The organism is Streptomyces crystallinus, from assembly GCF_039521265.1.
GTDB lineage: Bacteria > Actinomycetota > Actinomycetes > Streptomycetales > Streptomycetaceae > Streptomyces > Streptomyces crystallinus.
In genome coordinates this window covers 32,206-52,675 of the sequence record NZ_BAAACA010000016.1, presented here as the reverse complement: position 1 = coordinate 52,675, position 20,470 = coordinate 32,206, and the positions used below count along the sequence as shown (strand labels likewise).

Here is a 20,470-nt window from a genome sequence, read left to right as displayed (position 1 = left end):
CAGACAAAAGCCGGGCCCGGGAAGGGGCGCGGGGAACTGCGCGACCAGCCACCCACCGGGTCGCAGACAAAAGCCGGGCCCCGGGGGGGGGCAATCAGCCCGGCCACACAATCGCCTGCACCTCCCCGTACGCCCCCAACGCATAAGACCCCACATCCCGCCCCACCCCACTCCGCTTGAACCCCCCGAACGGCGCCTCCATGTTCCGCCCCACCGTGTTCACGCAGACACCCCCCGCCCGCAGCCGCCCCGCGACCCGGAACGCCCGGGCCACGTCCCCCGACCAGACGTAGTCGATCAGGCCGTAGTCGCTGTCGTTGGCGAGGGCCACCGCCGACTCCTCGTCGTCGAAGGGGACCACGGCCACCACCGGGCCGAAGATCTCCTCGCGGACCACCCGCATGTCGTTGGTGCAGTCGGCGAGGAGGGTGGGGGCGACGTAGAAGCCCCGGGGCAGCGCGGGGCGGTCGCCGCCCGCCACCACCCGCGCCCCCTCCTTCCGGCCCAGCTCCACATACGACTCCACCCGGTCCCGGTGCGCCGCCGAGATCACCGGGCCCACCACCGTCCCGGGGGCGGCGGGGTCACCCACCGGCAAACGGCCGGCGTAGGCAGCCAGTTGGCGCACCAACTCGTCGTGGACCGACCGGTGCGCCAGCACCCGCGTCGGCGCCGTACAGATCTGCCCGCTGTAGAACGAGAACGTCGTGCCGATCCCCCGCACCGCCTCCCCCACGTCCGCGTCCTCGAAGACGATCGCCGCGCCCTTCCCCCCGAGCTCCATGAGCTGGCGCTTCATCCCCCGGCCGCACACCTCCGCGATGCGCTGCCCCACGGCCGTGGAGCCGGTGAAGCTGACCATGTCGACGTCGGGGGAGTCCACGGCCGCCTCCCCGACGGCCGGGGCCGAGCCGGTGACCACGTTCACCACGCCCCCAGGGACGCCCGCCTCCGCCAGCGCCTCGGCCATGCGGTAGACCGACAGGGGGTCCTGCGGGGCGGGCTTCACGAGCACCGTGTTGCCCATGGCGAGCGCCGGCGCCACCTTGCCCGCCGGGTTGGCCCAGGGGTTGTTGTACGAGGTGATACAGGTGACCACGCCCACCGGACGGCGGACCGCGACCGCCCCGAAGACGCCCGCCTTCCCCATCGGCCCGGCCTCGTTGATCTGCGGTGGGATCGCGGTCTCGACCGGTTCCAGGGCGCCCTTGGCGTACCGACGGAAGCGGGCCGCGCCCACCGCGACCTGCATACCGCGCGCGGTGGCGGTGGTGGCGCCGGTCTCGGCGCGGGCGAGTTCGGCGTACGGGGTGAACTCGCGCTGGATGACGTCCGCCGCCCGGTCCAGGATCGCGGCGCGCTCCTCGGGGGCGGTACGGGACCAGCCGTCGAAGGCCTCCCGGGCGGCGGCGGCCGCCTCGTACACCTGCGCGCGGCTCGCCTCGGGGGCCAGGCCCACGACCTCCTCGGTGGCGGGGTCGACGATCTCGTACGACCCGCCGTCGGGCTCGACCCACTCGCCGCCGATGTACAACTTCGGCTCGTACAGGCTCATTTGACGGACACCGTCCTCGTGTCGCGGCCCGAGCGCAGGACCGTGCCGGGCACCGCGCCCGTCACCACGTCGTCGCGGATCGTCTCGACGCCGTTGACGCGGACCGAGACGACGCCGATCGCCTTGGAGTCCAGGCGCGGGCTGTCGCCGGGCAGGTCGTGGACGAGGGTGGCGGGGCCCGCGTCGATGCGCTCCGGGTCGAAGAGGACGAGGTCGGCGTGGTAGCCCTCCTCGATCCGGCCGCGCTCGCGCAGCCCGAAGAGCCGCGCCGGGTCGTCGCTGAGCATCTTCACCGCCTGCTCCAGGGGCAGCAGCCTGCGCCCGCGCAGACAGTCCCCGAGGAAGCGCGTGGTGTACGGGGCGCCGCACATCCGGTCCAGATGGGCGCCCGCGTCCGAGCCGCCGAGCAGCACGTCCTCGTGCTGCCAGGTCTCCCGGCGCAGCGCCCAGCTGGCCGGGTCGTTGTCGGTGGGCATCGGCCACAGCACGGTCCGCAGCCGGTCGTTGGCGCAGATCTCGACCAGGCAGTGGAAGGGGTCCTGGCCGCGCTCGGCGGCGATGTCGCGCACCACGCGGCCGGTGAGCCCGGCGTTGGCCTCGGAGTAGGTGTCGCCGATGACGTACCGGCCGAAGTCGGCGAGCCGCCGGAAGACCCCGGCCTCCTTGCTGTCGGCGCGGCGCAGCAGCTCGGCGCGTACGCCGTCCTGGCGCAGCTTGGCGATCCGCTCGGGGACGGGGAGGTTCAGCACCTCGCCCCAGCCCGGGATGAGGTTGAGGGCGCAGAAGGTGCCGAGCGACATGTTCATCGGGGTGAGGATCGGCATGGTCAGCGCGACGACACGGCCGCCCGCGCGGCGGGCGCGCTCACTGGCGGCGAGTTGGCGGGGGACGCGTTCGGGGACGGCCGCGTCGATGGTGAGGACGTTCCAGTTCAGGGGACGCCCGGCGGCGGCCGACATCTCCACGAGGAGGTCGATCTCCTCGTCCGAGAACTGGTCGAGGCACCCGGCCACGATCGCCTCGATCTGGGTGCCCTCGTGCTGCCCGACCGCCTTGGAGAGGGCGAGGAGCTCGGCGGGGCGGGCGTGCCGGGAGGCGACGGGGTGGCCGTCGCCGTCGGAGTGGGTGGAGGACTGGGTGGTGGACAGGCCCCAGGCGCCCGCGTCCATGGCCTCGTGGAGGAGCCGGAGCATGGCGTCGAGCTGGTCGGGGGTGGGCCGGCCGCCGACCGCGTCCGGCCCCATCACATATCTGCGCAGGGCGCAGTGGCCCACCATGAATCCCGCGTTGACGGCGATACGTCCGTCCAGCGCGTCCAGGTACTCCCCGAACGTCGACCAGCTCCAGTCGACCCCGTCCTCCAGGGCCTTGAGCGCCATGCCCTCCACCCGGGCCATCATCCGCCGGGTGTAGTCGGCGTCCTGCGGGCGGTCGGGGTGGAGCGGGGCGAGGGTGAAGCCGCAGTTGCCGCCGGCGACGGTGGTGACGCCGTGGTTCATGGACGGGGTGGCGTACGGGTCCCAGAACAGCTGGGCGTCGTAGTGGGTGTGCGGGTCGACGAAGCCGGGGGCGAGGATGAGGCCCTCGGCGTCCTCGCTGGTGCGGGCGGTGTGGGGGGCGAGGGTGCCGGGCTCGGCCAACGCCTGGACGCGGCCTGCCCGGATGCCGATGTCGGCTCGGTAGGCGGGGGCGCCGGTGCCGTCCACGACGGTCGCGCGGCGGATGAGGTGGTCGAGCATGCTGTCCCTCTCTGGGTCGCGGGGTGCCCCGGCCGGAGGGGCGGTCGGCGGGCCGCCGCCGGGCCGGCCTCCGGCCGGGGTGGGACGGGGCGGTGGCCCGGGAAGCCGGCCGCACCCGCGTTCTTTGAGGCCCCTCCCCACCCCTTCCCTAGACCCTCCGGGGGTGGGTGGGGGGTGGAGGCGACATTTCCCGGGGGCTACGCCCCCGGACCCCGGGCGGGGCTGCGCCCCTGCACCCGCTGCGCGTGCGTCTGCGGCCCGGTGGGGGGCTGGTCGCGCAGTTCCCCGCGCCCCCTGAAAACCCTCGTTCGTCCGCAGACCGTGGCCGGTTGCTCGCGCAGTTCCCCGCGCCCCTAACCCCTCTTTCGTCTGCGGGTCGTGGCCGCTTCTCGCGCAGTTCCCCGCGCCCCTAAAAGCCGGTGGCTGAGCTGAGTGCTCCGGCTGCGGGCGTACTACCTAGGGGCGCGGGGAACTGCGCGACCAGCCACCCACTCAGCCGCAGACAAAGTCCGGGCAACCTACGCCGCCGCGCGGAATCGCGACGTCCGGTGGATCGGATCCGTGTCGATCTTCGGGATCACATGCTCCCCGATCAGCCGGATCGTGTTCATCGTGTCCTCGTAGGGCACACCGATCGGCAGCCCGAACGACAGCTGGTCCGCCCCCGCCTGCTCCCACCGCTTGCACTGCCGTGTCACCTCCTCCGGGTCGCCGCAGATCATCAGCTCCTCCGCGATGAGGAGTTCGATGATCTCCGTGGTGTACTCGGGCAGCAGCTCGGGCCACTGAGGCACACCCTCCGGGCGGGGGAACGTGTCGTGGTAGCGGAAGACCAGCGACTGGAGGCGGTTGAGGCCGCCCGCCGCCGCGATGGCCACCGCCTTCTCGTGCGTCTCGGCGCAGATCGCCGTCGACGTCACCATCACGTTGTCGTTGACGAAGTCCCCGATCGGCTCCGCCTCCCGTATCGCCGTCTTGTACTGCTCCAGGACCCACTCCATGTCCGCGACCTTCTGGACGGAGAAGCCGAGGACGCCCAGGCCCTTCCTGGCGGCCATGGCGTACGACGAGGGGGACCCGGCCGCGTACCACATCGCGGGGTGCGACTTCCCGTACGGCTTGGGGAGGACCTTGCGCGGCGGCAGCGACCAGTGTTTGCCCTGGAAGCCCACGTACTCGTCCTGGAGCCACATCTTGGGGAACTCCGCGATGGTCTCCTCCCAGATCTCCTTGGTGTGGTTCATGTCGGTGACACCCGGCATGAACCCCAGGATCTCGTGGGAGCCCGCGCCCCGCCCGGAGCCGAACTCGAAGCGGCCCTCGCTGAGGTGGTCCAGCATCGCGACCTTCTCCGCGACCTTGACCGGGTGGTTCACCGCCGCCAGCGGGTTGAAGATGCCGGAGCCGAGGTGGATCCGCTCGGTGGCGTGGGCGAGGTAGCCGAGGAAGACCTCGTTGGCCGACAGGTGCGAGTACTCCTCCAGGAAGTGGTGCTCGGAGGCCCAGGCGTACTTGAAGCCGGACCTGTCCGCCTGGATGACGTATTCGGTCTCCTCCATCAGCGCCTTGTGCTCCGCCTGGGGGTCGACCGACGAGCGTGCCACGGGCACGTATCCCTGTACAAACAGTCCGAATTCCAAGGAGGTTCACCGTCCCTGTCGTCGTCATCACGTCGTCGTCAGTTTCTGACGGCTCGTCAGATTTCTGATGGTGCGACTGTTCCACCGCCGCCCCGGGGCGTCAAGAGCTGACGTCGCGTCAGAAAAGGCTCACGCCCGCCAGCCAGCCCCCGTCGATCACGAACGGCTGACCCGTGATGTACGCGGAGTCCTCGCTGGTCAGGAAGAGCGCGAGCGCCGCGACCTCCTCCGGCCTGCCGATCCGGCCCAGCGGCACCAGCCGCTTGTAGAGCTCGGCCACCGCCTCCGCCGCCTCCTCCGGGTCGGCCGTCGGATCCAGTGCCGCCGGGTTGGTCATGGGGGTGTCCACGGCCCCGGGGCACACCGCGTTCACCCGGATCCCCTTGGGCGCCAGCTCCACCGCCGCCACCCGGGTGAGGCCCAGGATGGCGTGCTTGGTGGCGGCGTACGCGCCGACGTACGCCATGCCCGTGAGCGCGGTGTACGAGGCCGTGTTGACGATGGTCCCGCCCCCGGCCGCCTCGATCTGGGGCGCCGCGTGCTTGATGCCGAGGAACGCGCCCACCTGGTTCACCTGGATGATCTGCTGGAACTCTTCGAGGGGCGTCGCCACGAGTTCGTTGAAGCGCAGGATGCCCGCGTTGTTGACCAGGCCGTCGAGATGGCCGAAGGTCCCGGTGGCCAGGGCGATCGCGGCGCCCCACTCCTCCTCCCGGCTCACGTCGAGATGTACGAAGCGCGCCGCGTCCGGCCCCAGCTCCTTGGCCACCGCCTCGCCCTGCTCGTCCAGGACGTCCGCGAGCACCACCTTGGCCCCCTCGGCCGCGAAGAGCCGCGCCTCCTGCTCGCCCTGCCCGCGCGCCGCGCCCGTGACGAGGACGACCCGGCCTGCCAGCTTGCCCATGTCCGTACTCCCTAACTGAGGTGGGGTGCGACGTCGGCGGCGAAGGCCGCTATCTGGTCGGTGAGTTCGGCGCGGCCGCGCGAGCGGAAGCGCAGCTGGACCTGGTGGACGCCGAGTGCCGCGTACTCGCGCAGCGAGTCGGCGAGCGCGTCCGGCTTGCCGCTGAGGGTGCGGCGCCCCAGGTCCCACCGCGCCTCGCCCACATACAGGGGTTCCGCGATGGCGCCCACGCAGAACGGACCCGTGAGCCCCTCCCGCTCGCGCAACTCCCTGATCCGGGCGATCTGGTGGGGCAGCTTGTCGCGCGGGTCGCCCTGCGGCAGCCAGCCGTCGCCGCGCAGGGCGGCACGCCGGACGGCGGCGGGCGAGGACCCGCCGACCCAGAGGGGCACCCGCTCCTGCGCCGGGCGGGGCCGCTGTCCGAGCCCGGAGAAGCTGAACCTCTCGCCGTGGAACTCTGGGAACTCCTCCGGCCCGAGCGCGGCCCGCAGCGCGTCGACCGTCTCGTCCAGGACGGCCCCCCGGTGGGTGAAGTCCGCCCCGAGGACGTCGAACTCCTCCTGTACGTGTCCGGCGCCCACCCCCAGGATCAGCCGGCCGCCACTGAGGTGGTCCACGGTCGCGTACTGCTTCGCGGTGAGCAGCGGGTGGCGCAGCCCGACCACGGCGACATGGCTGAGGAGGAGCGTGCGGGTGGTGAGGGCGGCGAGGTAGCCGAGGGTGGCCACCGGGTCGTACCAGGTGGTGCCCATCGCACCCGCGAGCCGGCGGGGAACGGCGACGTGGTCGCAGGTGGCGAGGTAGTGGAAGCCGGCGCGGTCGGCGGCCCTCGCGATCTCGGCGAGGTCCTCCGGGGTGGCGCCGGCCTCCCAGGGTTCGGCGTAGAGGGTGCTCTGGGACTGGATGGGGAGCTGCATCCCGTACGAGAGCCGCCCCTCGGTGGGTATGCGCACGGACGGGTCCACGGTGCCGCCTCCTCAGCCCGGACGGACGCCCTGAACTGACGCCTCGTCACTTCAACTGGTCCGAGCCCATCGTGATATCTGATGAGCCGTCAGACAAGGGTCCGGGCGGCCTCGGGAGGAGTGGGCGGAGATCAGTCCAGCAGCGCGTAGACCGTGGCGGCCCGGGCCGCGGGCTCGTCCGCCCCCTCGGCGGTCAGGGTGATCTCGGCGAAGGCCATGCGCCGCCCCAGCTTGGTCACCCGCGCCTCCACCAGCACGTCCGTGCCGACGACCGGCCGCTGGAAGCTGGTCGACTGCTGCACGGTGGTCATGGGGCCGTACGCGTCCCTGGCGGCGGAGATGGCGATCACCGTGGCGGTGTCGGCGGCGGCCATCATGGCCTGCCCCGACATCCCTCCCCCGTCCCGCGCCAGCCGCGCGTCCCACGGCAGCCGCAGCACGGCGTGCCGGGCGCCGACGTCCTCGACGGTCAGCTTCAGATCGAGCACCCAGGGCGCGAAGTTGTCGGCCAGGATCTTCTGTGCGGTCTGCGGGTCCATGGAGGGATCGTGGCGGGGCCCACGGGCGGGGGCAAGCCCGCCTCCGCGCCGGGACCGTCAGCGCCGCGACCGTCAGCGCCGCGACCGCCGGCCCCGGCCCCCGCGCCCCGCACGGCAAAGCGCCCCGCGGCACGTCCGGCCGCGGGGCGCTTGGTTCCCCCGTACTTCCCCCGTACTCCCCCCCCTGTTCCCCCGTACCTCCCCCGTTCCCCCGTGCTCCCCCGTACTTCCCCCGTTGCTCCCCCCGTCGGGGACGCGCACCCCCAAGTACGCGTCCCCGGCGATCCCCCGTGCCCCCGTTTCCCCCGTGGCCCGGTGGTTCCCCCGTGTTCCCCCGTACGTCCCCCGTACGTTCCCCCGTGAGTCCCCGGCCGCGACGCCCCCTCCAGCTCGCCGCGGCCGGCCCCCGCCAGCAGTGGTACTCAGGCGCCTTCGGAACCCGCGTGGTTCTCCTGGGGCTTGAGCACGTCCGTCCCGATCAGGCCCGCGTGGTTCTCCATGGGCTTGACCGGGCCGCCCGTGCCGATGACCCCGGCGTGGTTCTCCAGCGGCTTCACATCGCCGCCCAGCAGGCCCGCGTGGTTCTCAAGGGGCTTGATGGTGGCGTCGCCACCGAGCAGGCCCGCGTGGTTCTCCATCGGGCGGATCGTTCCCGTGCCCGTACCCGCGCCGGAGCCCGGGTTCCCCGCGTGGTTCTCCTGCGTGGTGGTGTCGCCGATCTCGGGCTTGTTACCGTCACTCATCGTGTTCAGCTCCCCTGAGTTTGCTGCATGTCGTGCTGTGAACGGTGCCCGCCCGGCGGCTCCCCCGAGGGTCGCCGGACGGGCACTTCAAGGGCCGTCCACACTAGCGGGGAGGCCCACCGTCGACCCGCCTGCCCCCCGACGCGGCGGATCGTTGAGTAAGAGAGTGCCGAGGGGCGATAAACGATGGCTAAACGGCGTCGGCAACTCCTTGGACAGCAGCGGGAAGGCCGCCCCGACGCCGGGCGCGGCACAGCCTACGGCCCCGCGAAAGCCCTGATGGCGGCGGGGGCCGCGGTCCGCTACGCCGCCGCCATCGGGCTCAGCAGCTGCCGTACGTCCTTGGCCTCGGCCGCGCCCGTCGACTCGTAGATGGCCAGCGCCTCGCGCCAGCAGGCGCGCGCCCGGTCGGCCTGGCCGAGCTGGTCCAGGGCCCGGCCCAGCGTCGTCAGGACGTTGCCGCGCATCCACTCGCCGCCGATGCAGCGCAGCGCCAGCGCCTGCTCGGCGTGCTGGGCCGTACGGGCCGGGCGGCGCGCCGCGAAGTGGGCCTCGGCGATCCGGAAGTGGGTGGTGCCCTCCCACAGCCGCTGGCGGTTGTCCTGGAAGACCTGGAGGGCCTGGCCCAGTTGGGACAGGGCCTCGTCGAGGCGGCCCGCGCGGGTCAGCGCGATGCCCAGCGCGAAGCGGGCGTTGGCGCACCGCAGGGACAGGCCCATCTCGCTGAAGATGTCGAGCCCGCGCTGGGCGAGCTCCACCGCGCTCGCGGTGCGGCCCATGTTCACGTGGATGCGCGCCAGGTTGCACAGCGCGCTCGCCTCGCCCGGCAGATTGCCGTCGGCGCGGTAGTTGTCGATCGCCTCCTGGAGGAAGCGCTCACCGTCGGCGTGCCGGTTCTGGTAGAACGCGATGATCCCGCGGTCGGTGGGCGCGGCCCCGGCCGGCATCGGGTCGCCGGCCTCCTTGGCGAGCAGCGAGGAGACCCGCGCCTCCTCGTCGGCCTGCTCGAAGCGGCCGGAGACGAGCAGCACGGTGGACAGGGCGAGCCGGGCCCGCGCCTCGGCGCTCGCGTCGCCCCCCTCGTGCGCGGCGTCGCGCACCGCCGCCGCCGTGGTCTCGTACTGCCGCGAGTTGGCCCCCGACTCGGCGAGGTCCTTCGCCGCCCACAGCAGGTCCACCGCGCGCCGCAGCATCGCGGGGTCGCCCGCGCACTGGTGCAGACACGCCAGCAGGCAGTTCGCCTCCGCGTACAGCCAGTCCACGGCCGCGTGCCCGTCGGCGAAGACCAGGCCGGGGTACTGGGTCGGCGCCAGGTGCTCCACCAGCCGGTCGCCGGGCCGCTCGATCGCGTACACCCGGGCGGCCGTGGCCAGATAGAAGTCGAGCAGCCGCGACATGGCCTCGGCCCGCTCGGAGGGCGGGTCCTCGTCGCGCTCGGCGCAGGCACGCGCGTAGAGCCGTACGAGGTCGTGGTAGCGGTAGCGGCCGGGGGCCGCCGACTCGACGAGGCTGGTGTCGACCAGCGATTCCAGCAGGTCCTCGGTCTCCTGGAGCGGCAGGTCCAGTACGGCGGCGGCCGCGGCCAGCGAGATGTCGGAGCCGTCGGGCAGGCCCAGCAGCCGGAAGGCGCGCGCCTGGGCGGGCTCCAGCTGGCCGTAGCCGAGTTCGAAGGTGGCCTTGACCGCGAGGTCGCCCGCCTGGAGCTCGTCCAGGCGGCGCCGCTCGTCGGCGAGCTTGGCGGCGAGCACCGAGACGGTCCAGGTGCGGCGCGAGGCGAGCCGGGAGGCGGCGATGCGGATCGCCAGCGGCAGGAAGCCGCAGGCGGCCACCACGTCGAGCGCCGACTGGCGCTCGGCGCTCACCCGCTCCTCGCCCACGATCCGGGTGAAGAGCTGGAGGGCCTCCTCGGGGGACATCACATCCAGGTCGACCAGATACGCCCCGGCCAGGTCCAGCATCCGGATCCGGCTGGTGACCAGCGCGGCGCAGCCCGCCGTGCCGGGCAGCAGGGGGCGCACCTGGGCGGCGTCGCGCGCGTTGTCGAGCAGGACCAGGACCCGGCGGCCGTCGAGCGTGGAGCGGAACAGGGCCGCGCGCTCCTCCAGCGAGTCGGGGATGGACGCGTCGGGGGTGCCGAGCGCCCGCAGGAACGCGCCGAGCACCGCCTCCGGCTCGCAGGCGCGCGGGCCGGTGCCCTGGAGGTCGACGTACAGCTGGCCGTCGGGGAAGTGCGGGCGGGCCGCGTGGGCCACGTGCACGGCGAGCGTCGTCTTGCCCACCCCGCCGATCCCGGCCAGCGCGGAGACGGCCATCACGGTGGTGTCGGCGGTGGCGAGCCGCGCGGACAGCTCCTGGACGAAGGAGACACGCCCGGTGAAGTCGGGCACGGACGCGGGGAGCTGGGCCGCCTTGACGGGCGCCGGGGCGGCGGGCGCCTCGGCGGGCCTGGCCAGGTCCTCGTCGGCCTGGAGGATGCGCTGCTGGAGCCGGGAGAGCTCGGCGCACGGGTCGACGCCGAGCTCGTCGGCGAGCAGTCTGCGGGTGTCCGCGTACACCGCGAGGGCCTCGGCCTGGCGGCCGCTGCGGTAGAGCGCGAGCATCAGCAGCTCCCGCAGCCGCTCGCGCAGCGGGTACGCGGCGGTGAGCGCGGTCAGCTCGGAGACGGCCTCCGCGTGGCACCCGGCCTCCAGCTCCATGTCGAGCCGGGCCTCGGTGAGCTGGAGGCGCCACTCGACGAGCCGGGTGCGCTCGGTGTCGGCGTGCGGGCCGGGGATCTGGGCGAGCGGCTCGCCGGTCCACAGCGCGAGCGCGGTCTTCAGCAGCTCGCGCGCCCGCGTCTGCTCCCCGCCGGCCCGTGCCTTCTCGGCCTGGGCGGCCAGCTCCTGGGCGCGGGCGAGGTCGAGCACCCCGGCGGGCAGCCGGATGGCGTAGCCGCCGGACTCGCTGATCAGCACGCCGGGGCCCAGGGCCTTGCGCAGCCGCGAGGCGTACGTCCGTACCGCCGCCAGCGCCTGCGAGGGCGGTTCGTCACCCCAGATGGCGTCGATCAGTTCGGCGGAGGTGGCGGTGCGGCCGTCGCGCAGCAGCAGCACGGCCAGCAGGGCGCGCTGCTGCGGCGAGCCGGACGGCAGGGCTTCGGGGCCCCGCCACACACGTACGGGTCCGAGCACGCCGAAGCGCAGGTCCGCGGTGTCCGCGGCCTGGCCGGCGTCCGCTGCCGGGACCGGAGCCCGCTGCTCCGGAATGCGCGGCTCGCCGTTTCGGTCCATAGCGACCCCCTGTGCCCCCGTAGCGCTGGTAATGCCCGTGCCAGTCTGCCCTGTCCATGGCATGCGCGTCAGCTACGGGTGACGCTCCGCACAAGGCCTCCGCACACTTTCGTTACAGGTGACCGGCGCTTGTCCAAGGCGCCTTCCGGGGGCCGGGCGGCCGTCACGGGGCGGGGGCACAGGGGGTGAATGGCCGAGGAGTGACGGGTGAGTGGCCGAGGTGCGACCGATACACGGGGCGGGCCGGATCCGGGGCCTCCGCCCGAAGCGCGGCCGGCCAACTAGCTGACGGATCGTCAGATCAGGTCTACCGTGAAGGGCCATGGACACCATGGAGACCGTGGAGACCGTGGAGAGCTTCCCGAGGATCATCTCGGTGGACGACCACACGGTGGAGCCGCCGCACGTCTGGCAGGACCGGCTCCCGTCGAAGTACCGGGACTCGGGCCCGCGTATCGTCCGCGCCCCCCTCAAGGAGATGACCTTCCTCGGCGGGAAGTTCGCGCCGGTCATGGGCGAGCGGGGCGACGAGGGCCCGGTCGGCGACTGGTGGGTGTACGAGGACCTGCACCGCCCCCTCACCCGCCTGGACACGGCGGTGGGCTACTCGCGCGACGAGATACGCCTCGAAGTGATCACCTACGAGCAGATGCGGCCGGGCTCGTACAGCGTCCCGGAGCGGCTGGCGGACATGGACGTCAACCACGTCCAGTCGGCGCTCTGCTTCCCCACCTTCCCGCGCTTCTGCGGCCAGACGTTCACGGAGGCGGCCGACCGGGAGCTGGGGCTGCTGTCGGTGCGGGCGTACAACGACTGGATGGTGGAGGAGTGGTGCGGCCCGGCGGCGCGCGGCCGGCTGATCCCGCTCACCCTGGTCCCGCTGTGGGACGCGGAGCTCGCGGCGGCGGAGGTACGGCGCAACGCGGCGCGGGGCGTGCGGGCGGTGGCCTTCTCCGAGATCCCGCCCCACCTGGGCCTGCCCTCCATCCACACCGACTACTGGGATCCGTTCCTGGCGGCGTGCGACGAGACGGGCACGGTCGTCGCGATGCACATCGGCTCGTCGTCCCGTATGCCGTCCACATCGGCGGACGCGCCGCCCGCGGTCGGCTCCACGATCACCTTCGCCAACTGCTGCTTCTCGATGGTCGACTGGCTGATGAGCGGCAAGTTCGAGCGCTTCCCACGGCTGCGGGTGATGTACGCGGAGGGCCAGATCGGCTGGATCCCCTACATCCTGGAGCGCGCGGACGTGGTCTGGGAGGAGAACCGAGGCTGGGGCGGAGTGGCGGACAAGGTCCACCGCCCCCCGTCGGAACTCTTCGCGGAACACGTCTACGGCTGCTTCTTCGACGACGCGTTCGGGCTCCGCAACCTGGGGGCGATAGGCGTGGGCAACGTCCTGTACGAGACGGACTACCCGCACTCGGACTCCACCTGGCCGAAGTCGAAGGAGGTCGGCGAGTCCCAGATGGCGCACCTTCGGGGGGACGTGGTGGAGCGGATTGTGCGGGGGAACGCGATCGGGTTGCTGGGCTTGACGGAATCCGGCCTCTGGGCGGGGTAGGCGGGGCCCGGCCTTCGTCTGCGGCTGAGTGGGCGGCTGGCCGCGCAGTTCCCCGCGCCCCCAGGTATTTAGGGGCGCGGGGAACTGCGCGACCAGCCCGCCACGCACCCGCGGACGAAGGCCCGGCCAGTCGGTTCGCGGACGGCACGCCCACCCCCGGAGGGTTCAGGGAAGGGGCGGGGTGGGGGAGAACTCCCGGAGGGCAACCTTCAGCACCTTCCCCGCCGCGTTCCGCGGCAACGCCCCCAAGAACACCACCCCCCGCGGCACCTTGAAGTTCGCCATCTCCCGCCGCGCCCAGGCGATCAGCTCGTCCCCGGTCAGTGAGGACCCCGGCCGGCGCACCACGAACGCGCGGCCCACCTCGCCCAGACGCGCGTCCGGGACCCCCACCACCGCCACGTCCGCCACCTCCGGATGCAGGCCCAGCACCTGCTCGATCTCGGCGGGGTACGCGTTGAAGCCCCCGACGATGAACATGTCCTTGATCCGGTCGGTGATCCGCAGGTTGCCCGCCGCGTCCAGGACCCCCACGTCCCCCGTCCGCAACCACCCGTCCGCCGTGAACGCGAGCGCCGTCTGCGCCTCGTCCTCGAAGTACCCCCGCATCACGTTGAACCCCCGCACCTGCACCTCCCCCGGCGCCCCGGCGGGCGCCAGCACCCGTACCTCCGTACCGGGTATCGCCCGCCCCGACGTGGCCGCGATCACCTCCGCCGGGTCCCCGCGCCGGCACATCGTGACGATCCCGCTCGCCTCCGACAGCCCGTACGCCGTGAGCACCGTCCCGATCCCCAGCTCCGTGCGCAGCCGCTCGACCAGCCGCAGCGGGACGACCGCCGCGCCGGTCACCACCAGCCGCAGCGCGGACAGGTCGTGGGCGGCGCGCGCCGGGTGGTCGAGGAGGGACTGGTGGAGGGTGGGCGGGCCCGGCAGTACGGAGATGCGCTCGGCGGCGATGTTCGCCAGGACCGTCTCGACGTCGAACACCGGCTGCGGCACCATCACCGCGCCCCGCATCAGACAGGCGACGATCCCCGCCTTGTAGCCGAAGGTGTGGAAGAAGGGGTTCACGATCAGATAGCGGTCGCCCTCCCGCAGGCCCGCCAGCTCGCTCCAGACGGCATAGCCCCGCAGGGTCTGCGCATGCGTGATCACCGCGCCCTTGGGCCGCCCGGTCGTACCGGAGGTGAAGACGATGTCCGAGGGGGCGCAGGAGTCGATCGAGTCCGCGCGCCGGCGTACGTCCGCCGCCGGCACCCCCTCGCCGCCCGCCAGGAAGTCCTTCCAGGTCCAGAAGGACTCCGGCGCGTCCTCCGCCAGCACCACCACCCGCTCCAGATGAGCGAGCCCGGGCAGCGGCCCCTCCCCCTCGCCCTCACCGGCCGCGCTGCGCAGGGTGGCCACGTACGAGGTGCCCAGGAACGTCCCCGTCACGAACAGCAGCTTCGCGCGGCTGCGCCGGAGCACATACGCCGCCTCGGACCCCTTGAAGCGCGTGTTCAGCGGCACCAGCACCGCCCCGGCCGTGACCGCGCCGAGCGCGCAGACGATCCAGTCCAGGGTGTTGGGCGCCCACACCGCGACCCGGTCGCCGCTCTCCACCCCGGCCGCCATACAGGCCGCCGCCGCCCGCTCGACCCGCTCGCCCAGCTCCGCGTACGAGACACGGGTGCGGCCCTCGACGACGGCCTCCCGCTGTCCGTACCGCTCGGCGGCACTCCGTACGAGCGCGGGCACCGTGCCCCACTCCAGGTCTCCCCGGATGTCCTGAGGCGGTACGTCCTGAGGCGTGTTGGCCCGCATGGCAAACCCTCCCACCCACGGCAGCTGACTACCCGTCAGATTAGCTGTACCCTTCCTCGCTGTCAGCAGCAACAGCGGCAATGGCACACGGCGATCGCGGAGGTGGCGGGTGTCGATGCTCAAGGACGCGACGGCAATCGCGGGCATAGGGCAGACGGAGTTCGCCCGCCGACTGGGCGACTCCGAGAAGAAGTTGGCCTGCCGGGCCATCCTCGCCGCGCTCGACGACGCCGGGATACCGCCCTGCGAGGTGGACGGCTTCGCCTCGTACACGATGGAGGAGACCGACGAGGTGGAGGTCGCCAAGTCGATCGGCGCGGGCGATGTCACCTACTTCGGCAAGGTCGGCTTCGGCGGCGGCGGTTCGTGCGCCACCGTCGCCCATCTCGCGGCGGCCGTCGCCACCGGCCAGGCGAACGTCGGCGTCGCCTGGCGCTCGCGCAAACGGGGCAGCGGCCCGCGCCCCTGGACCAACACGGCGGTCCAACTGCCCACCCCCGCCCAGTGGACGCGCCCCTTCGGGCTGCTGCGCCCCGCGGACGAGATAGGGATGCTGGCCCGCCGCTATATGCACGAGTACGGCGCCACCCGCGACCACCTCTTCAACGTCGCCCTGGCCTGCCGCAACCGCGCCAACCAGAACCCGGCCGCGATCATGTACGAGCGCCCGCTGACCCGCGACATGTATATGACCTCGCGCTGGATCAGCGAGCCGCTCTGCCTCTTCGACAACTGCCTGGAGACGGACGGCGCGCTGGCCTGCGTGATCGTCTCCGCCGAGCGCGCCCGCGACTGCCGCCACCGGCCGGTGTACGTGCACTCCGCCGCCCAGGGCCTGCCCGCCCAGCACCACGGCATGGTCAACTACTGGAACGACGACCCGCTGACCGGCCCGGCCTGGACCGCCGCCCGCCACCTGTGGAAAAACGCCGACTTCGGCCCCCAGGACGTCGACGTCGCCCAGATCTACGACGCGTTCACCCCGCTGGTGCCGCTCTCCCTGGAGGGGTACGGCTTCTGCGGGCGCGGCGAGGGCGCGGCCTTCACCGAGGGCGGCGCCCTGGAGATCGGCGGCCGCCTGCCCCTCAACACGGGCGGCGGCGGGCTCAGCGAGGCGTACGTCCACGGCTTCAACCTCATCAACGAGGGGGTGAAGCAACTGCGCGGCACGTCCACCGCCCAGGTCCCGGACGCGGCGACGTGCCTGGTCACGGCGGGCGAAGGAGTCCCCACATCGGCGATCCTGCTGAGGAGTTGAGATGCTGACCCCGGTGACCGACGACGACGGCGCCCCGTTCTGGGAGTACGCCGAGCGGGGCGAACTGCGCGTCCAGGCCTGCGCGGCCCCCGGCTGCGGCCGGCTGCGCTTCCCGCCCCGGCCCTGCTGCCCGCACTGCCACTCCTTCGACAGCGAGTGGCGCCGGATGTCCGGCCGCGGCCGCATCTGGTCCTACGTCCTCCCCCACCCCCCGCTGCTGCCGGAGTACGCGGCCCAGGCCCCCTACAACGCGGTGGTGGTGGAGCTCGCCGAGGACCCACTGATCCGCCTGGTGGGCAATGTGGTGGCCGAGCCGGACGCGCGCCTCGACTCGGTGGCACCGGAGCGCCTGCGGATCGGGGCGCGCGTGCAGGTGGCGTTCACGAAGGCGCCCGAGGGCGGTATGACCGTCCCCCGCTGGCTGCTGGAGCGCCCATGACCCTCTCGGTCGTACGGGACGAGAGGACGGGCGTCGCGGTGGTGACGCTGAACCGCCCCGAGAAGCACAACGCGATCGACCTGGAGACGGCGGCGGACCTGTCGGCGGCCTGGCGCGCCCTGCGCCACGACGAGACGGTACGGGCGGTCGTCCTGACCGGCGCGGGCGAGCAGGCCTTCTGCACGGGCATCGACCGCACGGCCCAGGTCCCGCAGCCGCCGTCCCCGTACGCGATCGACGACCCCCTCCTCACGATCGGCCCCAAGGCGAACGACCTGTGGAAGCCGGTGGTCGCGGCGGTGCGGGGGATGGCGTGCGGCGGGGCGTTCTATCTGCTGGGGGAGGTGGAGTTCGTGATCGCCGCCGAGGACGCGACGTTCTTCGACCCCCACACGACGTACGGGATGGTCAACGCGTACGAGTCGGCGTACCTGGCCACGCGCATGCCGTACGGGGAGGTGGCGCGGCTGGCCCTGATGGGATCGGCGGAACGGGTCTCGGCACGCAGGGCGTACGAGACGGGGCTGGTCAGCGAGGTGACGCCGCCGGGGGAAGAGGTCGAGGCGGCCCTGGCGTGCGCGACGACGCTGGCCTCGTACCCGCCGACGGCGGTGGAGGGCACGGTCCGCGCCCTGTGGACCACCCGCGCCCGCACCCTGACGGACGCCTTCGCGCACGCGCCGCAGCTGATCGCGCTGGGGAACCTGCCCCCGCGCGCGCAGGGGGAGCTGTTCGCGGGGCGGGAGAGGGGGGAGGGGTTCAGGGTGCGGTGAGGGGGAGAAAGACGGCCGGTCGGGGCTCAGCTCCACTCCATGACCTGCACCAGTCGGCATCCCCTGACCTCGGCGACCCGCGTCGGCACCTCCATCGGCACCTCGACCTCCCGCGACTGCCCGGCGTCGAGGGTCACGAAGACGGACCCGCTGTCGACCCTCTCGTCGGCCGCGCCCAGGAAGTCGACCTGGAGGCGGTAGCGCCGGTTGTCGCTGGCCTGCGGATCGGCGGTGACGCGCACGGTCGCCGAGGTGACGGCAGCGCGGCTGCCGCTGGTGGGCGAGACACAGGTGACGACCGTCCCGGCGGGCGCCCCCGAGGCGGTCGGCGTCGGAGTCGGGGTGGAGGTGCGGCCCGAGCCGCCGGTGCTTCCGTAGTCGTCGTCATCGGTGTGGCGGTAGCTCGAACCGCCGTTGCTCTTGTGCGAGTTGGAGCAGCCGCCGCCTCCGTCGCCGCCGCTCTTGTGGCCGTGGCCGTGGCCGGAGAACCCGGTGAGCGCCAGCACCACTCCCGCCAGTACGGCCGTGAACCTCGTCCGTCGACCCAGCATCGTGTCCTACCCCCGTAGCGAAGACCGGCGCCACGGTAGCAGGGGCCCGGCCTTTGTCTGCGGCTGAGTGGGTGGCTGATCGCGCAGTTCCCCGCGCCCCTAGGTGGTCCGTCGGCCGCGGGCCGGTGGCCGCTTCTCGCGCAGTTCCCCGCGCCCCCAGGTATTTAGGGGCGCGGGGAACTGCGCGAGTAACCCACCACTCAGCCGCAGACAAGGGCCGGGCTATCTGCTCCCCGTCGCCGTGCCCTTCACCGCGTCCAGGGCGTACACACAGCGGTCCTTGCTGCACGCGTACACCACCCCGTTACGGGCCACGGGCGAGCCCGTGATCTCCCCGCCCGTGGCGAGCTTCCAGCGCAGCTGGCCCCCCGCCGCGTCCAGCGTGTACAGGCAGTGGTCGGCCGAGCCGAAGTGGATGCGGCCGTCGGCCACCACCGGCGCGCCCACCACCTCCGCCCCCGCCGCGAAGCGCCACTTCGGGGTGGAGGTGACCGCGTCCAGGGTGTACAGCGCGCTCCCGCTGCCCACGTGGATGTTGCCGTCCGCGACCAGCACCGGCTCGATGGACTGGCGGGACTCCGTCGCGATGCGCCAGCGGTCCTTGCCGGTGGCCGCGTCCAGCGCGTACACCGTGCCGAGGTAGTCCGCCAGGTACACCCCGCCCCCGGCCACCGCCGGGCCCGGCGCGAAGGTCGGCGGGCAGAGGAAGACCGCGGGTGCCTCGAAGTGCCAGCGGACATGGCCGCTGCCGATGTCGATCGACAGGACCCGGGTGCCCGCCGAGACGTACACATAGCCGTCCTGCGCGGGCGCCAGCCGGACCGGGACGCCGCCGCAGGAGGCCGCGTCGCCCACCGGGTACGACCAGCGCTCGGCGCCCGTACGCGCGTCCAGGGCGCGCAGCCGCGCGTCCTGCCACACGTACACCGTGCCCTCGTGGATCACCGGACCGGCCTCGGGCGTTTCGAAGTCGGTCTGGGCGCCGGTGATCTCCCACAGCTTCTCGCCGTTCGCCGCCTCCCAGGCCTGCACTCCGCCGCCCCGGGTCGCGGTGACGACCGTGCCCCGGTCGGCCTTGAGGGCGTAGACCCAGGCGTCGGCCGGCAGCCGCCACAGCTCGCCGCCGTCCGTCGCGTCCAGCGCGTACAGCGTGGGCCCGTCGGAGGCGTGGATGCGGCCCGCCTCCACGGCCATCGCCCAGGCCACGTCGCGCGTCTTGAACTGGCGCCGGCCGCTGCCCACGTCCAGCGCGTGCACCTCGAAGGAGGTGACGTAGAGCAGATCGCCCGCCACGGCGGGGGTGCCCCACACGTCGTTCGACATACGGAAGCGCCAGGGCCGCCAGCGGCCGGGCGGCTCGGGCGAGCGGGTGGGGGCGGGGACCGGCGGCGGGGCGGCCGGGGCGCCGTTCGCCGCGGGGCGGTCCGGTCTGGCCTGCGGCCCGCCGGCCGGGAATCTGACCCACCCCGTGGCGGGGCTGGCCTCGGCCACCGCGCGCGCCCCGTCCAGCACCCGGGGCCCGGGGCCGATCGGCACCTTCGCCCCGGCGAGCCGCACCGGCCCGTCCGGCACGGCCTCGGGCAGCGAGGGCTGCGGCGGCTGGTACGGCGGGCGCGGCGGCGGCGAGGGGTCCACCGGCTGGGCGACCGGCTTGGCCCGGCCGCCGCCCCGGCGCTGCTCGATCATCGCCACCGAGCGGTCGGGCAGCCACGCGGACGCCGTGCCGCTGTCGTCCGAGCCGCCGAAGAGGTGCGGGGCGAGCTGCGCCTGGAGGTCCTCGGGCGAGGGCCGCAGCGCGGCCTCCATCTGCATACAGGACTCGATCAGCGGCCGCAGCTCGTCGGGCAGCCCCGTCAGGTCCGGGCCCTCGCGCAGCAGCATGAAGACGGTCTCGACCGGGTTGGCGCCGTGGAAGGGAGCGTGGCCGGTCGCCGCGAAGACCAGGGTCGAGCCGAGCGAGAACACGTCGCTGGCGCCGGTGACGCTGCGCGAGTCCTTCGCCTGCTCGGGCGACATGTACGCGGGCGTGCCCACGGCCACATTGGTCATGGTCAGCCGGGTGTTGGAGACCCCGGAGGCGATACCGAAGTCGATCACCCGGGGGCCGTCCTCGACCACCAGGACGTTGGACGGCTTCAGGTCGCGGTGGACCAGGCCCGCCCCGTGGATGGACTGGAGCGCCTCGGCGATACCGGCCGCGAGCCAGCGCACGGCCTGGGCCGGGAGCGGCCCGCACTCGTTCACTATTTCTTCCAGCGAGGGCGCCGGTACGTACGCGGTGGCCAGCCAGGGCACGGCCGCGCGCGGGTCGGCGTCGACGACGGCCGCCGTGTAGAAGCCGCTGACGGCCCGGGCCGCCTCCACCTCGCGGGTGAAGCGGACCCGGAACAACTGGTCCTCGGCGAGTTCCGTGCGCACCGTCTTGATCGCCACGCGGCGGCCGGACGCCGAGCGCGCCAGATAGACCAGCCCCATGCCGCCGGCACCGAGCCGTCCCAGCACCTCGAAGGGGCCGATCCGCCTCGGGTCGTGCTGCGTCAGCTGCTCCACTTGCCTGCCACCTCCCCGTACGGGCCTTAAGTATCAACGCGTCGCAACAAGGCCCCGTGCAGCGTCTCACGCGGCACCCCGATTCTTCCTGGCGGAGGCGCCCGGTGGCCAACCCGAGTACGGATCGGGATGTCTCATACCGATCCGGACACACCTCGGAGGCCGCACCACC

At 73.1% G+C, this 20,470-nt stretch carries 15 protein-coding genes; 4 read left to right on the top strand and 11 right to left on the bottom strand.

Annotated elements, in window-relative coordinates:
• Nucleotides 1–94 precede the first annotated feature (94 nt).
• The 8 genes from ABD236_RS16380 to afsR form a co-directional block, all read right to left on the bottom strand.
• Nucleotides 95–1,555, bottom strand: a complete 1,461-nt coding sequence (locus ABD236_RS16380) for an aldehyde dehydrogenase family protein (RefSeq protein WP_344074433.1) — start codon at nucleotides 1,553–1,555, stop codon at nucleotides 95–97.
• Complete coding sequence (locus tag ABD236_RS16375; RefSeq protein ID WP_344074432.1) at nucleotides 1,552–3,294, bottom strand: N-acyl-D-amino-acid deacylase family protein; 1,743 nt, start codon at nucleotides 3,292–3,294, stop codon at nucleotides 1,552–1,554. The genes ABD236_RS16380 and ABD236_RS16375 overlap by 4 nt, the downstream gene beginning before the upstream one ends.
• A gap of 518 nt (nucleotides 3,295–3,812) precedes the next feature.
• Complete coding sequence (locus tag ABD236_RS16370; protein ID WP_344074431.1) at nucleotides 3,813–4,934, bottom strand: LLM class flavin-dependent oxidoreductase; 1,122 nt, start codon at nucleotides 4,932–4,934, stop codon at nucleotides 3,813–3,815.
• Between the two features lie 118 nt (nucleotides 4,935–5,052).
• Nucleotides 5,053–5,838, bottom strand: a complete 786-nt coding sequence (locus tag ABD236_RS16365; protein ID WP_344074430.1) for an SDR family NAD(P)-dependent oxidoreductase — start codon at nucleotides 5,836–5,838, stop codon at nucleotides 5,053–5,055.
• Between the two features lie 11 nt (nucleotides 5,839–5,849).
• Entirely contained in the window at nucleotides 5,850–6,755 is a 906-nt protein-coding gene (locus ABD236_RS16360) for an LLM class F420-dependent oxidoreductase (protein ID WP_344074545.1), read from the bottom strand.
• Between the two features lie 179 nt (nucleotides 6,756–6,934).
• On the bottom strand, nucleotides 6,935–7,342 hold the full coding sequence (locus ABD236_RS16355) for a PaaI family thioesterase (protein ID WP_344074429.1): 408 nt from the start codon (nucleotides 7,340–7,342) through the stop codon (nucleotides 6,935–6,937).
• Nucleotides 7,343–7,764: 422 nt separating this feature from the next.
• Nucleotides 7,765–8,085, bottom strand: coding sequence for a hypothetical protein (locus ABD236_RS16350; RefSeq protein WP_344074428.1), 321 nt, complete (start codon nucleotides 8,083–8,085; stop codon nucleotides 7,765–7,767).
• Between the two features lie 302 nt (nucleotides 8,086–8,387).
• Nucleotides 8,388–11,354 (bottom strand): SARP-family global regulator AfsR, encoded by a 2,967-nt coding sequence (gene afsR, locus ABD236_RS16345; protein ID WP_344074427.1) that lies wholly within the window; start codon nucleotides 11,352–11,354, stop codon nucleotides 8,388–8,390.
• A 349-nt stretch (nucleotides 11,355–11,703) separates the two neighbouring features.
• On the opposite strand from afsR, the gene ABD236_RS16340 reads away from it, so the two are divergent.
• Nucleotides 11,704–12,921 (top strand): amidohydrolase family protein, encoded by a 1,218-nt coding sequence (locus ABD236_RS16340; RefSeq protein WP_344074544.1) that lies wholly within the window; start codon nucleotides 11,704–11,706, stop codon nucleotides 12,919–12,921.
• Between the two features lie 165 nt (nucleotides 12,922–13,086).
• Here ABD236_RS16340 and ABD236_RS16335 read toward each other — a convergent pair whose 3' ends face one another.
• Complete coding sequence (locus ABD236_RS16335) at nucleotides 13,087–14,688, bottom strand: FadD3 family acyl-CoA ligase (RefSeq protein ID WP_344074543.1); 1,602 nt, start codon at nucleotides 14,686–14,688, stop codon at nucleotides 13,087–13,089.
• 154 nt (nucleotides 14,689–14,842) lie between these two features.
• Here ABD236_RS16335 and ABD236_RS16330 point away from each other — a divergent pair, with 154 nt between their 5' ends.
• The 3 genes from ABD236_RS16330 to ABD236_RS16320 are packed head-to-tail and all read left to right on the top strand — an operon-like array spanning nucleotide 14,843 to nucleotide 17,197.
• On the top strand, nucleotides 14,843–15,985 hold the full coding sequence (locus ABD236_RS16330) for a lipid-transfer protein (RefSeq protein ID WP_344074542.1): 1,143 nt from the start codon (nucleotides 14,843–14,845) through the stop codon (nucleotides 15,983–15,985).
• A gap of 1 nt (nucleotide 15,986) precedes the next feature.
• Nucleotides 15,987–16,424 (top strand): Zn-ribbon domain-containing OB-fold protein, encoded by a 438-nt coding sequence (locus ABD236_RS16325; protein WP_344074426.1) that lies wholly within the window; start codon nucleotides 15,987–15,989, stop codon nucleotides 16,422–16,424.
• Nucleotides 16,421–17,197, top strand: a complete 777-nt coding sequence (locus ABD236_RS16320) for an enoyl-CoA hydratase/isomerase family protein (protein ID WP_344074425.1) — start codon at nucleotides 16,421–16,423, stop codon at nucleotides 17,195–17,197. The genes ABD236_RS16325 and ABD236_RS16320 overlap by 4 nt, the downstream gene beginning before the upstream one ends.
• Before the next feature lie 26 nt (nucleotides 17,198–17,223).
• On the opposite strand, the gene ABD236_RS16315 is transcribed toward ABD236_RS16320, so the two are convergent.
• Together ABD236_RS16315 and ABD236_RS16310 are read right to left on the bottom strand one after the other, a co-directional pair.
• The gene (locus ABD236_RS16315; protein ID WP_344074424.1) at nucleotides 17,224–17,748 is read right to left on the bottom strand and encodes a hypothetical protein; all 525 of its coding nucleotides are present in this window, start codon (nucleotides 17,746–17,748) and stop codon (nucleotides 17,224–17,226) included.
• Between the two features lie 222 nt (nucleotides 17,749–17,970).
• On the bottom strand, nucleotides 17,971–20,298 hold the full coding sequence (locus ABD236_RS16310) for an outer membrane protein assembly factor BamB family protein (RefSeq protein ID WP_344074423.1): 2,328 nt from the start codon (nucleotides 20,296–20,298) through the stop codon (nucleotides 17,971–17,973).
• Nucleotides 20,299–20,470 lie beyond the last annotated feature (172 nt).

Coding starts and splice junctions, on each gene's coding strand:
- ABD236_RS16315 (WP_344074424.1), bottom strand. CDS start 17,748: ATGCTGGGTCGACGGACGAGGTTCACGGCCGTACTGGCGGGAGTGGTG.
- ABD236_RS16320 (WP_344074425.1), top strand. CDS start 16,421: ATGACCCTCTCGGTCGTACGGGACGAGAGGACGGGCGTCGCGGTGGTG.
- ABD236_RS16375 (WP_344074432.1), bottom strand. CDS start 3,294: ATGCTCGACCACCTCATCCGCCGCGCGACCGTCGTGGACGGCACCGGC.
- ABD236_RS16350 (WP_344074428.1), bottom strand. CDS start 8,085: ATGAGTGACGGTAACAAGCCCGAGATCGGCGACACCACCACGCAGGAG.
- afsR (WP_344074427.1), bottom strand. CDS start 11,354: ATGGACCGAAACGGCGAGCCGCGCATTCCGGAGCAGCGGGCTCCGGTC.
- ABD236_RS16325 (WP_344074426.1), top strand. CDS start 15,987: ATGCTGACCCCGGTGACCGACGACGACGGCGCCCCGTTCTGGGAGTAC.
- ABD236_RS16365 (WP_344074430.1), bottom strand. CDS start 5,838: ATGGGCAAGCTGGCAGGCCGGGTCGTCCTCGTCACGGGCGCGGCGCGC.
- ABD236_RS16330 (WP_344074542.1), top strand. CDS start 14,843: ATGCTCAAGGACGCGACGGCAATCGCGGGCATAGGGCAGACGGAGTTC.
- ABD236_RS16360 (WP_344074545.1), bottom strand. CDS start 6,755: ATGCAGCTCCCCATCCAGTCCCAGAGCACCCTCTACGCCGAACCCTGG.
- ABD236_RS16355 (WP_344074429.1), bottom strand. CDS start 7,342: ATGGACCCGCAGACCGCACAGAAGATCCTGGCCGACAACTTCGCGCCC.
- ABD236_RS16380 (WP_344074433.1), bottom strand. CDS start 1,555: ATGAGCCTGTACGAGCCGAAGTTGTACATCGGCGGCGAGTGGGTCGAG.